Origin of the sequence: Citrobacter sp. Colony219 (genome assembly GCF_019382635.1) — a bacterium.
GTDB lineage: Bacteria > Pseudomonadota > Gammaproteobacteria > Enterobacterales > Enterobacteriaceae > Citrobacter > Citrobacter youngae.
Genome location: NZ_CP080033.1, coordinates 2442270 through 2454525 on the forward strand (window position 1 = coordinate 2442270; position 12256 = coordinate 2454525).

15 protein-coding genes and 1 pseudogene are annotated in these 12256 nt (G+C 51.0%); 6 read left to right on the top strand and 10 right to left on the bottom strand.

The features are described from left to right. Nucleotides 1–38: 38 nt before the first annotated feature. Complete coding sequence (locus tag JTI85_RS10795) at nucleotides 39–656, bottom strand: alpha/beta hydrolase (RefSeq protein WP_255574748.1); 618 nt, start codon at nucleotides 654–656, stop codon at nucleotides 39–41. A 20-nt stretch (nucleotides 657–676) separates the two neighbouring features. On the opposite strand from JTI85_RS10795, the gene JTI85_RS10800 reads away from it, so the two are divergent. Next, nucleotides 677–1405 carry a LysR substrate-binding domain-containing protein gene (locus JTI85_RS10800; RefSeq protein WP_219351471.1) on the top strand — a complete coding sequence of 243 codons (729 nt, stop codon included), beginning with the start codon at nucleotides 677–679 and terminating at the stop codon, nucleotides 1403–1405. A gap of 17 nt (nucleotides 1406–1422) precedes the next feature. Here the strand turns inward: JTI85_RS10800 and JTI85_RS10805 are convergent, their stop codons facing one another. Then, nucleotides 1423–1821: a helix-turn-helix domain-containing protein gene (locus JTI85_RS10805; protein ID WP_048211800.1), complete on the bottom strand. Its 399-nt coding sequence runs from the start codon at nucleotides 1819–1821 to the stop codon at nucleotides 1423–1425. 113 nt (nucleotides 1822–1934) lie between these two features. Between JTI85_RS10805 and namA the strand changes: the two genes are divergently transcribed. Beyond that, the gene (namA, locus tag JTI85_RS10810; RefSeq protein ID WP_061067827.1) at nucleotides 1935–3011 is read left to right on the top strand and encodes an NADPH dehydrogenase NamA; all 1077 of its coding nucleotides are present in this window, start codon (nucleotides 1935–1937) and stop codon (nucleotides 3009–3011) included. Nucleotides 3012–3295: 284 nt separating this feature from the next. Here the strand turns inward: namA and JTI85_RS10815 are convergent, their stop codons facing one another. Then, nucleotides 3296–4150, bottom strand: a complete 855-nt coding sequence (locus JTI85_RS10815; protein ID WP_116360123.1) for a DMT family transporter — start codon at nucleotides 4148–4150, stop codon at nucleotides 3296–3298. A gap of 133 nt (nucleotides 4151–4283) precedes the next feature. After that, entirely contained in the window at nucleotides 4284–4628 is a 345-nt protein-coding gene (locus JTI85_RS10820; RefSeq protein WP_116360122.1) for a DUF1294 domain-containing protein, read from the bottom strand. A 200-nt stretch (nucleotides 4629–4828) separates the two neighbouring features. Here JTI85_RS10820 and JTI85_RS10825 point away from each other — a divergent pair, with 200 nt between their 5' ends. Next, complete coding sequence (locus JTI85_RS10825) at nucleotides 4829–5326, top strand: GNAT family N-acetyltransferase (RefSeq protein WP_200036835.1); 498 nt, start codon at nucleotides 4829–4831, stop codon at nucleotides 5324–5326. Nucleotides 5327–5331: 5 nt separating this feature from the next. Here JTI85_RS10825 and JTI85_RS10830 read toward each other — a convergent pair whose 3' ends face one another. Further along, nucleotides 5332–5823: a GNAT family N-acetyltransferase gene (locus JTI85_RS10830; RefSeq protein ID WP_115602095.1), complete on the bottom strand. Its 492-nt coding sequence runs from the start codon at nucleotides 5821–5823 to the stop codon at nucleotides 5332–5334. A 137-nt stretch (nucleotides 5824–5960) separates the two neighbouring features. Here JTI85_RS10830 and JTI85_RS10835 point away from each other — a divergent pair, with 137 nt between their 5' ends. Next, nucleotides 5961–6932, top strand: a complete 972-nt coding sequence (locus JTI85_RS10835) for a LysR family transcriptional regulator (protein ID WP_116360120.1) — start codon at nucleotides 5961–5963, stop codon at nucleotides 6930–6932. On the opposite strand, the pseudogene JTI85_RS10840 reads toward JTI85_RS10835, so the two are convergent. The 5 genes and pseudogenes from JTI85_RS10840 to JTI85_RS10860 all read right to left on the bottom strand — a co-directional run. Then, nucleotides 6886–7349, bottom strand: a pseudogene (locus JTI85_RS10840) (PLP-dependent transferase); the annotation flags it as partial. The gene JTI85_RS10835 and the pseudogene JTI85_RS10840 overlap by 47 nt on opposite strands. An 87-nt stretch (nucleotides 7350–7436) precedes the next feature. Further along, on the bottom strand, nucleotides 7437–8642 hold the full coding sequence (locus tag JTI85_RS10845; RefSeq protein ID WP_061067832.1) for an MFS transporter: 1206 nt from the start codon (nucleotides 8640–8642) through the stop codon (nucleotides 7437–7439). Nucleotides 8643–8646: 4 nt separating this feature from the next. After that, entirely contained in the window at nucleotides 8647–9675 is a 1029-nt protein-coding gene (locus JTI85_RS10850; RefSeq protein WP_061067833.1) for an alcohol dehydrogenase catalytic domain-containing protein, read from the bottom strand. Between the two features lie 26 nt (nucleotides 9676–9701). Further along, nucleotides 9702–9866, bottom strand: a complete 165-nt coding sequence (locus tag JTI85_RS10855; protein WP_225807905.1) for an OsmC family protein — start codon at nucleotides 9864–9866, stop codon at nucleotides 9702–9704. A 48-nt stretch (nucleotides 9867–9914) separates the two neighbouring features. After that, the gene (locus tag JTI85_RS10860) at nucleotides 9915–10691 is read right to left on the bottom strand and encodes an SDR family NAD(P)-dependent oxidoreductase (protein ID WP_061067834.1); all 777 of its coding nucleotides are present in this window, start codon (nucleotides 10689–10691) and stop codon (nucleotides 9915–9917) included. A gap of 176 nt (nucleotides 10692–10867) precedes the next feature. On the opposite strand from JTI85_RS10860, the gene JTI85_RS10865 reads away from it, so the two are divergent. Continuing rightward, nucleotides 10868–11782 carry a LysR substrate-binding domain-containing protein gene (locus JTI85_RS10865; RefSeq protein WP_061067835.1) on the top strand — a complete coding sequence of 305 codons (915 nt, stop codon included), beginning with the start codon at nucleotides 10868–10870 and terminating at the stop codon, nucleotides 11780–11782. A gap of 216 nt (nucleotides 11783–11998) precedes the next feature. Continuing rightward, nucleotides 11999–12256 (top strand): hypothetical protein (locus tag JTI85_RS10870; RefSeq protein WP_219351472.1); only part of this gene is annotated, 258 nt, incomplete at its 3' end.

The window sequence follows — 12256 nt, forward strand, 5'->3', positions numbered from 1 at the left end:
TTTTTTCGTGTAGTGATTAATAATCACCACGATATTGATTATTTTACGGCGCTGACCGCATGAAGAATTACACTTGCCACGGCATCTGGCTGAGAAATATGTGGGGCATGACTGGTGTTCAGGGTAGTCACCGTCGCGTGAATTTTCTTCGCCATCGCTTTCTGTAAGTCAGTGTCGAGCATATGATCCTGTTCGCTGACAATATACCTGGAAGGTTTATTTTCCCATGCCGCGTCTTTCACTTTTTCGCCAAATACTGCGCCGTTAGTTGGGCCCTGAGTGGCGTAGATAAGTCTCGCTTGTTCCGCAGTAACATCCTGCGCCAGGTGCTGAGAAACGCCTTCAAAAGTGAGCTTCAGATAACCCGCATCATCAGCATCAATATGGCTGAAACCTGATGGCGTAGGATAATCTTTTGTTAAATCACCGACAGACTCTCCGGCCGATGGTGCAAAAGCGGCAACATAAACCAGTGCTTTGACGTTCTCATTTTTTGCACCGGCCTCTGTAATGACTGCTCCACCATAGGAATGGCCGACCAGCACAACAGGACCTTTTACTCGTGCCAGTGCGCGACGTGTTGTGGCGGTATCTTCAGCAAAGGAGGTGAGTGGGTTTTGTACGGCAACGACATTAAGCCCTTTAGCCTCAAGCAAAGGAATGACCTTATTCCAGCTTGAACCATCTGAAAATGCACCATGCACAAGCACAATTTTATGAAAGAGCGAAAAATATTCTGGCTGAAATGGAAGAAGCGGAAGCCGTGATTGCTGAAACCCGTGCGATCCCCCGTGGTAATCTCAGGATCAGCGCTCCCATTACCTTTGGCAGTCAGCTGCTGGCCTCAAAACTGCCGGAATATCTCAAACAAAATCCCGAAGTCTCGCTCGAACTCTGTCTGTCGAATCGCACTGTCGATCTGTTTGAAGAGCGCTTTGATGCCGTTTTTCGTACGGGAGAACTGGCGGACAGCCAGCTACTGGCAAGAGCGCTTGCTCCCTATCAGATGGTTATTTGTGCTGCACCGGCTTATCTTGAAGAGGCTGGAACGCCCTCTGTGCCGCAGGATTTGACGCGGCACCAGTGCCTGATCTTTACCCATACATCAATGCGGACGGAATGGAAATTTGAAGGCCCTGGCGGACAAGTCTCGGTACCTGTAACCGGCAGGTTTAAAACGGACAACAGCGAAGCCCTGCTTGCTGCCGCCCTCTCAGGGCTGGGAATCATTATGCAACCGCTTCCGCTGATGAGCGCGGACATCGCCGCCGGGCGGCTGGTGCGGGTTCTGCCCGATTATGAACTGCCCGGTCGGCCCGTCCATGTGCTTTATGCCCAGGACAGAAGAATGACTCCACGATTACGAAGTTTTATCGATTTCTGCATCACCCATTTTGGCTCTTAGATACCCGTGAAGACGGCTTACTTCGGATCGCCGAGAACCTTTTTCAACTCCTCGATATCCTCTTCAACCGCTGTTTTAAGACCGCGGCGTTCCAGCCAGTTTCTGCCCCATATGCTTAGATCCAGAACCAGTTTGTTCAGCTCCCGTCCTTCGTCACTCAACGAGTATTCAACCTTTGGTGGAACAACGGGATAAACCTGGCGAATAATCAGGCCATCCTCTTCAAGTTCACGCAGTTGCTTCGTCAGTAAACGCTGATTGATGCTGGTTAAAAACCGCTGGAGTTCGCTAAACCGAAGCGTACCGTCCTTAAATAAATGATAGAGGATCACCCCTTTCCATTTCCCACCCATGATATGCAGTGCTGCTTCCATTGAACAACCTGGTGCCGAATCGTAGTTACGTAATTTCTTCATAAAAACATCATGGTTACCTTTTGGTAAGTATGTGCATTTTTTTAGCGTATAAACGAATTATCATCGTATGGTACTTTTAGCGGGCTAAATATCAATCACTTTCTGGAGTAGAAATGTCAGCTTTGCTTTTTGAACCCATCACAATCAACGGCGTTGAATTCCGCAACCGTATTGCCATGTCCCCGATGTGCATGCACTCGGCATCTGACGACGGCAAGATTAATGACTTTCATGTTATCCACTACGGCGCGCGTGCCCTGGGCGGAGCAGGTCTTATCATGCTGGAAACGGCCTCTGTATTACCGAATGGTCCAATCGGTCCTGGAGACATCGGTATCTGGGATGATAGCCATATTGAAGGTTTGTCCCGCGTGACAGATTCCATTCACCGTTTTGGCGCGAAAGCCGGCGCACAGATTGGACATGCTGGTCGCCAACTGGGAATTGACCTGCCCTCTATCGCGCCGTCAGCTATTCCGTTCACACCTGAGTCCCGCGTACCACAGGCGATGAGTATTGAGCAAATTAACGAAGTCGTAGAGGCGTTCCGTCAAGGTGCTCGCCGTGCGCGTGAAGCCGGTTTTGACGTTATTGAAATCCACGGTGCCCACGGCTATCTGTTGAATCAGTTCCTGTCGCCGCTAGCGAACAAACGTACCGATGAATACGGTGGTAGCCACGAGAATCGTTACCGCATTGTGCGTGAAGTCATTGACGTCGTGCGCAGCGAGTGGAAAGGCCCATTGTTCCTGCGTATCTCTTCAACCGATTATGTTGAAGGCGGAAACCGTCCGGAAGACTTCTTGATCTACGGCAACTGGATGAAAGAACAAGGTATTGATCTGATTGACTATTCAAGCGGCGGAATTGCGATGGTACAGGTAAACACTTACCCAAATTATCAGGTCCCTGCAGCCGAGCTACTACGAAGGGAGTTGGATATTAAAACCGGGGCTGTAGGTCTGATCGAAACAGGTCGTCAGGCAGAAGAAATTTTGCAGAATGGCCGAGCAGATATCATTCTTGTTGGCCGGGATATGCTGAAGGATCCGTTCTGGGCGCGTACTGCAGCAGACGATTTGAACGTTGTACTCCCCGTTCCTGCACAGTACACCCGCTATGGTTCTGGCTGGCAGCGTTCTCAGCCGCGACTGCCGGCAGCTGACCTGGCAAGCACTGTAGAGCAATAATAACAGCTACTTCATCGGCCCTGCACGGTTGTAATGCTGTATCTGTACCAATAGACCCTTTGTTGTAACCCTCATAGTTAAAAAAACAGAAGTGCTTTTCTATTGCCCCTGCATGCTGACGCAGGTTTTTTTTATTGAGAACATCTGATTTTGTATTGCGGATGGTAAAAACCTTAAAAATCAAAGATAAAATTAATTCCATAAATATACTCATCAAATCATATCAACGTCCGCTCCTGGCTGTGAGTCAAAACACCGAAGCACAGTGCTGTGACTCCTCAACGTTATCCCTGTGCTGATTTCTTACTCTGTGTTCGATCGGATGAAATAACAATGGCTATGCCAGCCAGAACGATCAGTGTGCAAACCAGAATTCTCAAATCAGGCAATTCGCCAAGAAATAGCACTCCACCTACCGCAGCAATACAGGGCACGCTCAACTGCAGCGTGCTGGCGGTTGCTGAAGACATAGTGGCAACAAGTTGGTACCAAAGTACGTAAGTCACACCAGAAGCCAGTCCGCCGGAGAGCAGGGCAAGGATGACGCCGTTGGCGTCAGTATGCACGGGCTCCTGTCGTACCAAACTCAGGATGAAAATAACCGGAAGGCTCAGAATGAAATTTCCTGCAGTCGTCCCGGCAGGAGAGAGGATATTTTTCCCACGCACAGAATAAGCTCCCCATGCCATGCCTGAAACAACCATCGTCAGGGCGGGTATCAAAGGGGGAGCGGTTGCGCCGGGGAGCAGCAGCATAATGATCCCCCCGATGGCAATAACGATCCCGGTGGCTTTGTATCCGCTAAGTGTTTCACCTTTTATTAATCCCCAGCCAATCATGCAGATCTGCACTGCGCCAAACAGCAGTAATGCGCCTGTTGCGGTATTGAGCTGCACATACGCGATTGAGAAAAATAATACATAGGCACACAGCAACAGGGCATCGATGATTTTCCAGCGTATTTCTTTCAGTTTACCCCGGGCTATATGCCAGAAAAACAGCATTACTGCACCACCGAGTAATCTCAGCACGCTGAACGTTTCAGGATCTGAATACTCATTCTTTAAGGCGATACGACAGAGGATAGAATTGGCTGCAAATGCAGTTAGTACCAGGAGAACCAGCAACAGCTTTTTCATATCCATCCTTAATGTTGACGATCTGTTGCAGAGTATAGAGTGCGTACATCAGGACAGACATGCTAACGATGCTTTTGTTTATAATCCAACACGATAACGTTGCACAGGGGCTGGCGCTATCCCTAAATGATGCTCAGGAAAGTGAGAATGGAAAGAACTGATACACGGCCACCATAGCGGAGGTACTTAATATCACACTGATGATGAAGTAAGTTTTGAAGGGCTGCTTTTGTGTTTTATGGTGAAAGAGTTGTTGGCCGACAATGGCTCCAGCCCATCCGCCCACAGCGCCAAATACCAGCAATGTGGATTCCGGCACTCTGCGCCAGGCCTTACGCGCTGCCATTTTGTCCACGCCGTAAATCGCCAGCGTCAATATGTTGGCGAGCAGGCCCCATATCAGCAACGGATGTGGGGCAAAAAGGCTACTGACCGCAGCGCAGACCAGTAGCAAATAACAACAGCGATTGAGATTCATCTCATTAACCACAGCCAGAACGGAGAGGCGATTATCTTAACCCAGAACCGACACCGATAAATGGATATGTAGATTCCTGGAAGCCAGGGTTATCCAGATTTTGATACAGAAAATGTCGGGGTCGCATGTCCAGTCTATAAAATAGAACATTATGAAAAGTAATGATATTGTTCTACCAGCCACGCTCATAACGAGGTTTTATGAAAATCAGAAGGTTCAAGAATGGAGATGAGATTTCGTTACTCAGCGTTTTCTTATCTTCTGTACATACCCTCGCATCCCACTATTACACACATGAACAAATAGATGCCTGGGCCCCGTCAGATATCGACCCGGATCACTGGACTAATCGCATGAGGGCACTACGTCCCTTTGTTGTTGAAGTGGATGGTGAAATAGCTGGATATGCGGATGTTCAGCCAAATGGGTACATTGACCATTTCTATGTCTCGGGAGTCTACCCGAGACAGGGCGTAGGGACGCTACTGATGGGCCGCATTCATGAAGAAGCCAGACAACGTGGAATGGGTGAACTTACTTCAAATGTCAGTAAGGCTGCGGAAGCGTTCTTTCTACGACACGGCTTTCATGTCGTGGAACGAGGTTTCCCTGTGTGTCGTGGCGTGACACTACAAAATGCACTGATGCGGAAATATTTGGCGAAACAGATGAAAAGAAAACGAGTCGTGTCTGGATAGTTAAATCAGAGTGTCATCATCATTTCATGCCAGGCCATACCACCGTGGTCTGACTCTGACGGTTTCATATACTGGTAACCAAAATGAGCATACAGATCGACGTGGCGATCTTTACACAACAGGTGGATTGTTTTTTTGTTCATTGCTTTCATATGCGCCACGAATTCACGCATCAGCAACGACGAGTATCCTTTGCCCTGATAATCCGGGTGAACCACGACAGACATAATCACGGCATTAGGTGCATCCGGATCGTGTCCAACCAGTTCTTTAAATTCTTCATCAGACATCACGACTTCCCATGCGCAGCCTGCATTGATGAAACCAATAACGTCGCCGTTCAGCTCCATACACAGAAAACCTTCCGGATAGCGGTTAATACGGGTGGCTATTTTCTCGCGCGTTGCGGCTTCATCCCCTTCGTAGGATGTGATTTCAATATCATAGCAACGATCGACATCGGCGGCAGTGGCCTGACGGAATACAGGGGTAGACATAGTTTTGCCTCTTCAGAATCATTTTGATGGAAATATACTATCTTTTTTCAATCATGCTTTCGCTGCATTTTATGCAAAAATAAAATGTACAATATTCATTAATCACTATTTTCAAATTTCACCCGGAAAAAAGAACCATGGTGTCGACGTTGCGCAAGACCGATCTGAATTTATTGCTTATCTTCGATTCTCTTTATCGGCATGGGAGCGTAACGGAGGCCGCTAATGAAATGGCGCTAAGTCCGTCAGCGCTGAGTCATGCGCTCAATCGCTTACGTGCCTCACTGGATGATCCCTTATTTGTGCGCACTGGCGGACGCATGGTGCCAACGTCAAAAGCAGAGAGCATTGCCGCCAACGTTTCCGCGGCTCTGAACAGTCTCTCGACTTGCCTACATGAGCCTGAACACTTTGAGCCGGAAAAAAGCCGGGAGACGTTTATTTTTGCCGCCACGGACTACACGGCCGCTGTGATCCTGCCAGGCCTGATCGCGAGAGTTAACAGCCTCGCGCCGGGTATTACCATTAAGCTTATCTACTCACGCGATTTTAACGCCGATGAAGATCTGCTTTCGGGCAAAGTTGATTTTGCTCTTGGTTTTGAAGAAGAGCAGAAAAATCCCCGGCGCGGTATTGAGTCCATTACCTGCTTTACGGATGATTACGTGGTTGCGGTGCGACGTGGTCACCCTGAAATTTATGATTCCCTTACCCATGAGCGATATCTTAACGCCGGACACGTGGTGGTACGCCCATGGCTGGAATCCCGGGGGGCTATTGACCGTTATCTGGAAAGTCAGCAGGTACGCCGCCGAATTGTTGTTGAATTACCAAGTCTGATGATTGCCCCGCTCATTGTTTCAAATACTGATCTGGTCATCACGCTGCCCAAGCGGGGCATCTCATCTGTTTTTGATATGAAAAATCTTGTGGTGTTTACTCCTCCATTCCCAACACCCCAGTATATTCTGAAGGCTTATTACAGCCCACAGCTCAGTAACTCCCCTGGACATTTATGGATGAAAGAGCAAATTTTACAGGTTTGCGAGCCGCAAAACCCGATTACGTCAATGAATGCAGCCGATCAAACCCCTGACCCAGATCGGTGATCAGGTCATCCGGATCTTCCAGGCCAATCTGGAGCCGAAGGGGTTCTCCCTTCTTGTGCCAGGTTGTCGCAGTTCGATATTCCCGGCAGCCGAAAGGAATAATCAGGCTTTCAAAACCGCCCCAGGAATACCCCATTCCGAACAGCTGCATGTCATTTAGCATGCGTGTTAAAGCCTGTTTGCTGAATACGGGATCAAGCACCACAGAGAACAGCCCTGACGATCCCGTAGGGTCTCGCTTCCATATTTCATGTCCCGGACAATCCGGCATTGCGGGGTGGAGTACAGTTTTGACTTCAGGTTGTTCTGCAAGCCAGTGAGCAATTGCCAGTGCTTCCGCTTCTTTCAGCGAATATGCAACGTTCTTAAACCATGTAAGGCAAAGAAACAGTCTTCTGCACCCGGTAACATGGCAAGTATGCCCAAAATCATGCCCGTTGATGTTGGGCTTTAGATACTTTTTACATCAACGTAACCCGCTTCCAGATAGCAGACAAAACAGGGTCAGAAAGTTAATTTATCCTGCTTTTTTGCCCGCAACTCGTTAACAATACCTACAAACGCAAGACCGACGGGAACAAGGGCCCCCCACAGGACGGAGTTCCAGCCGTAGAGGCTGAGTAGAGCACCTGAAGAAAATGACCCTACAATCATAACCCCAAATACCACAAAATCGTTCAGGGACTGGACCTGGGTTTTCTCTTCTGGACGATGATATTCAATGATCTTCGCCGATGCGCCGGTGAAGCCAAAATTCCAGCCGAGACCCAGCAAAATCAGCGACAACCAGTAGTGAAAAATATCGGTTCCACCGAGTCCGGCGAGGACAGAGCATGCAGTGATAAGCAAACCCGCAGCAGCGATACGCATGGCTCCAAAGCGGTTAATTAATTTGCCAGTGAAGAAACCCGGACCGTACATGGCAATAACGTGCCACTGGATACCGAGATTGGACGCCTGTTGAGAGATGCCGTGCATGTGCATCGAGAGTGGTGCAGCCGTCATCAGGAAGTTCATCACCATATAGGTTACCGCACCGCTGAATACGGTTCTGGCAAACCCTGGCTGACGGGCAATTTCGCGTAAAGGCCGCCCACCCGTTTTTATCGCGCAGGTAGGTTCTGCGGTTTTTACGCCTTTAAGTATGAATGCCGAAATAACGGCCACGAGCGCCTGCGCGAGGAACGTGACGGCGAAGGTATGAGGCGGCCAGAAGTGCATCGTGCCTGAAACCAGCATCGGGCCAATCACGCCGGCAACCACGCCGCCTCCCATCACCAGCGACAGGGCCCGGGCGCGACGTTCTGGCGTGACGCCGTCGGTTGCCGCAAAACGAAAGCTGAGCGCAACGGCTGCATAGGCTCCGCCCATGAAGGCGGCAATGCAGAACAATATAAATGAGCCAATCACGACGGCCAGGGCGGCGGTCAGTCCAGTCAAGACACCCGCCCCGGTTCCGACCATAAATGCGCTTTTACGGCCATTTTTACGCGCTAATGAGCCTAACGGCAGGATACAGCCTGCCATCCCCAGAACAAACATGGTGATGGGAAGTGTAGCCAGCGAGCTGCCGGGAGCGAGGGCGTTACCCACAATTGCGCCAGTGGCATAAAAGACGACAGAGTTGGCACCCGCGAGGGCCTGCGCGGCCGACAGGCGAATGATATTATTTCTCTGGTCTGCAACGGGCAGGAAATGTTCTGCGGACATGTGATTAATTATCCTGATTCATGGTGAGCACTATCCTGTATCGCGCCAGACCTTGCTTAAGTCTGTTGAGCGCCTCATTTGCCCGTTCAAATGGCAACATCTCTGTGATGGGCAACGTCTGAAAGAGGTGGCTGAACTGCAGTGCGCGCTCGGTTTGCGCCGGTGTGCCGACGAAGGAGCCTGTCAAGGTGCGTTCAGCGCCGATCATCATACCCGGCGAGACCTGCAGCGGCTTTTGTCCTGTACCCAGCAAGATTGTTTTACCCTGGGGGGAGAGGGCGGACAAGAGGGCTGAAACCGTTTCTGAAGCCGGTGCAGTTGCCACGATAAAATCCACACCGCCGTCATTTTTCAGGCGTTCTGATGCATTTTCCTCAAGTGTATTGATGTAGTGATGCGCACCCAGCTTAAAGGCCGCGCGTTCTTTTTCGCTACCCCGTGCAATCACAGTCACCTCAAAACCCATTTTACGGGCGTACTGAACAGCCATGTGGCCAAGCCCACCCACTCCGAGAACAGCCACTCTGTCGCCCGCTCTTGCGCCTGAATTACGCAGTGCGTTGAAGGTAGCGGTACCGGCGCAAAGGATCGGGGCTGCATGCACGGAAGAGAGCGCGGAGGGAATTGCTATCAGCGCGGTATGTCGCATGACAACGTACTCTGCGTAGCCGCCATCGCAGCTGAGGCCCGGCGTCAGTTGATTTTCACAGAGATGAAAAAGCCCTCTGCGGCAAGGTTTGCAGTGCTGACAATACCCACCCAGTCGGCCGACGCCTACGCGCTGACCGCATTGCCAGATATCGGGTACCCTGTTCCCCTTGCGGGCAATAAACCCAACGATTTCATGTCCCGGTATACGGCCGGGTTGGCCCTCCTGCGGCGCTCTTTCCGCGTCCCGGAGATCGGCACCGCATACTCCGCATGCTTCAATTTTGATAAGCACCTCATCCGGACCGGGAGCGGGTATCGGCCGCTTTGTCATTTCCAGCACCCCGGGGGCAACGATCTGCATCGCGCGGTATTTTTTATTCATAAATGGCACCGATATAATAGGGATTATCAGATGGCAAGGGCGAGATCTTTAGCCCTGGCTTCCTGAACAAAGACGGCCGTCATACAGGCATTAAACGCAGCGAGCATTAATTCCCGCGGATCAGGAGCCAGTCCCTCGCCACCCAGCGAAACCGATTCATCGGAATCGATAACATGGTTTTGAAGTGCCAACGGAGCGGAACCTCCGGAATACGGCTGGCAGAGCGTCCGGCGCGGTCTTCAGGCGTTACGGCCAGCCATCACACCGCCATCAATATCCCAGATAGCGCCGGTGACCCAGCCAGTTTTTTCAGAAAGCAGGAAAGCCACAGTTTCCGCGATGTCGACTGGCGTACCCACGCGTCCGATCGGATGGAAGCTGTCAAAGCTGTTCATCACATCTTTTACGTCGTCTTTCGGAATGAAGCCTTCGTAAATAGGAGTGTGAACAACGGCCGGAGAAACCGCATTCACGCGGATCCCTTTTTCACCCAGCTCAATGGCCAGGTTTTTAGTCAGCGCGTGCAGACCGGCTTTGGCCATCGAATAGGCTGAAGACGGCGTGGCACCAATCGCCTGCTGCGCCCACATGGAGCCGATATTCACGATGGAGCCTTTAATCCCGGCATCAACCATATTGCGAACCACGTCACGGGTAATAAAGAACGTTGCGCGGTTAATGCTCATATACATGTCATAGTCTGACGCTTCATGTTCGGTGAAGGGTTTTGGGAAAAACACGCCAGCCGCATTGACCAGCAGGCTGATATCTTTGTGTTCGGCATTAATGGTGTCTACCACATGCTGCATCCCTTCTTCTTTCATCAGGTCGGCAACGATGATAGAAACCTGACCATCCGCAGCCAGTGCCTGGCGGGCCTGCCCGGCTTTGTCCTGACGATTGCCAACAAGCACAACGCTGCCGCCGTTTTTCAAAACCAGCTTCGCCGTTTCGAAGCCCATACCGCTTGTACCACCGACCACTAACAGTTTTTTACCGGCAAAAGATGCGTTCATCGCTAACCTCTTTGAATTCATATGGTTGTTATTGATGAAAAGCCGTACTCCTCATCGTGTGAAATCAGAATGCCACCCGGACGCCTGATTGACGACTGAGAAGAAATTGCGACTCAGGAAAGAAAATCTTTCTCGCTGGCGTATACTGAGAAAAATAATGAATCAGGATTTCCACAATGCGATCGCTAAACCGACTTAAATGGCTGCACGCTTTTGAAGCCACCGCCAGGCACGGCAGCTTTACCGGCGCGGCACAGGAGCTTGGCGTTACGCCCGCTGCAGTAGGCCAACTGGTACGCTCGCTGGAAGACTGGGTCGGACACCCGCTTCTTCACCGCACCCGCTCCGGAAAAGAGCGGCTGACGTTGGTTGACGAAGCGGAGGAGGCGCTACAGGACATCACGCAGGGACTGGACAAACTCGAAACCGGGTTAAACAAGCTTCGCGGTCGCCGCTCGCGTTCGGTGGTGGTGGTGACGGCATCGCAGGTGCTGATGATGAACTGGCTGATGGATCGCCTGAACCGGTTTTCGGAAACGCACGAAAATATCAATCTGCGGCTTAACGTCACGGAAAAACTGATGGATGTGTCGCACGGCGAGGCGGACATCGGTATTCGCTGCGGACAGGGCGACTGGCCAGGCGTGCATAAAACCTGGCTGATGGATGAAGAAGCGGTGCTGGTCTGCAGTCCGCGCCTGGTGCCGCCCGGGAAAATGGCCTGCCGTGAATGGCTCGCCACGCAAAAACTCATTCACGATGACACGCCGCATCCTGGGGCGGATTTTCCGTCATGGGATGCTGTCCTGATGGCGGTCGGTGCACCCGAAGCGCTGGATAGCGGGCTGCATATTAACTCCACCTCAGCGGTCATCCTGTCGGCCCTGAGCGGCAGGGGCGTGGCCATCGTTCGTTACGCTTTGGTGAAGCAGCTTATCGAAACCGGTCAGTTGGTTCAGCTGCACCCCGATCGCCGTTGGCCGCTCAAATGGTCCTATTATCTGGTCACTCCGCAACAAAAAGTTATGCGTGATGAAGTCAACGTTTTCCATGACTGGCTTCTTCAGGATGTCGTCTCAGACCGTTCATAAACTGCCCCCTCAGGCATTACGCTGCCCCGGCAATCACGTCGGGTGCGTAGTGCTTATACCACGACAATTCACGACATAGAATTTCTTTTCTGCTTCGCAAGATTATCTGATTTGTTGAAGCTGTCTGGCTTTCTGATAATCGCCCTCAACGAAAGGTAATACAGACCGGTTTTTTAAACGGGCGTATTACTTCAACCCTGAACGAAGGAGAGAACGATGGCTTATCTGCAAATCACCCTGAATATCAGTAATGAAAACCGTGCGGCAGCCGCTGAGGTATACCAGAAATACAAAACTCCGTTTCTGACCACCATTGAGGGTGCCACCTCTAAAGAGCTGCTTGTCCGCGACGAGGACGTCCAGGTGCTGCACGGTTTTACGACCTTTGCGCAGGCGCAGGCATACCTTAACAGCCTGCTGTTTACGCAGGATGTCGTTGCCGGATTAAAACCGTATTTAAACAGTGCGCCTGAC

What these genes read in the sequence shown, in the direction of transcription:
- namA (WP_061067827.1), top strand. Translation starts at nt 1,935, where the DNA reads ATGTCAGCTTTGCTTTTTGAACCCATCACAATCAACGGCGTTGAATTC.
- JTI85_RS10865 (WP_061067835.1), top strand. Translation starts at nt 10,868, where the DNA reads ATGCGATCGCTAAACCGACTTAAATGGCTGCACGCTTTTGAAGCCACC.
- JTI85_RS10850 (WP_061067833.1), bottom strand. Translation starts at nt 9,675, where the DNA reads ATGAATAAAAAATACCGCGCGATGCAGATCGTTGCCCCCGGGGTGCTG.
- JTI85_RS10845 (WP_061067832.1), bottom strand. Translation starts at nt 8,642, where the DNA reads ATGTCCGCAGAACATTTCCTGCCCGTTGCAGACCAGAGAAATAATATC.
- JTI85_RS10835 (WP_116360120.1), top strand. Translation starts at nt 5,961, where the DNA reads ATGGTGTCGACGTTGCGCAAGACCGATCTGAATTTATTGCTTATCTTC.
- JTI85_RS10805 (WP_048211800.1), bottom strand. Translation starts at nt 1,821, where the DNA reads ATGAAGAAATTACGTAACTACGATTCGGCACCAGGTTGTTCAATGGAA.
- JTI85_RS10830 (WP_115602095.1), bottom strand. Translation starts at nt 5,823, where the DNA reads ATGTCTACCCCTGTATTCCGTCAGGCCACTGCCGCCGATGTCGATCGT.
- JTI85_RS10825 (WP_200036835.1), top strand. Translation starts at nt 4,829, where the DNA reads ATGAAAATCAGAAGGTTCAAGAATGGAGATGAGATTTCGTTACTCAGC.
- JTI85_RS10860 (WP_061067834.1), bottom strand. Translation starts at nt 10,691, where the DNA reads ATGAACGCATCTTTTGCCGGTAAAAAACTGTTAGTGGTCGGTGGTACA.
- JTI85_RS10815 (WP_116360123.1), bottom strand. Translation starts at nt 4,150, where the DNA reads ATGAAAAAGCTGTTGCTGGTTCTCCTGGTACTAACTGCATTTGCAGCC.
- JTI85_RS10820 (WP_116360122.1), bottom strand. Translation starts at nt 4,628, where the DNA reads ATGAATCTCAATCGCTGTTGTTATTTGCTACTGGTCTGCGCTGCGGTC.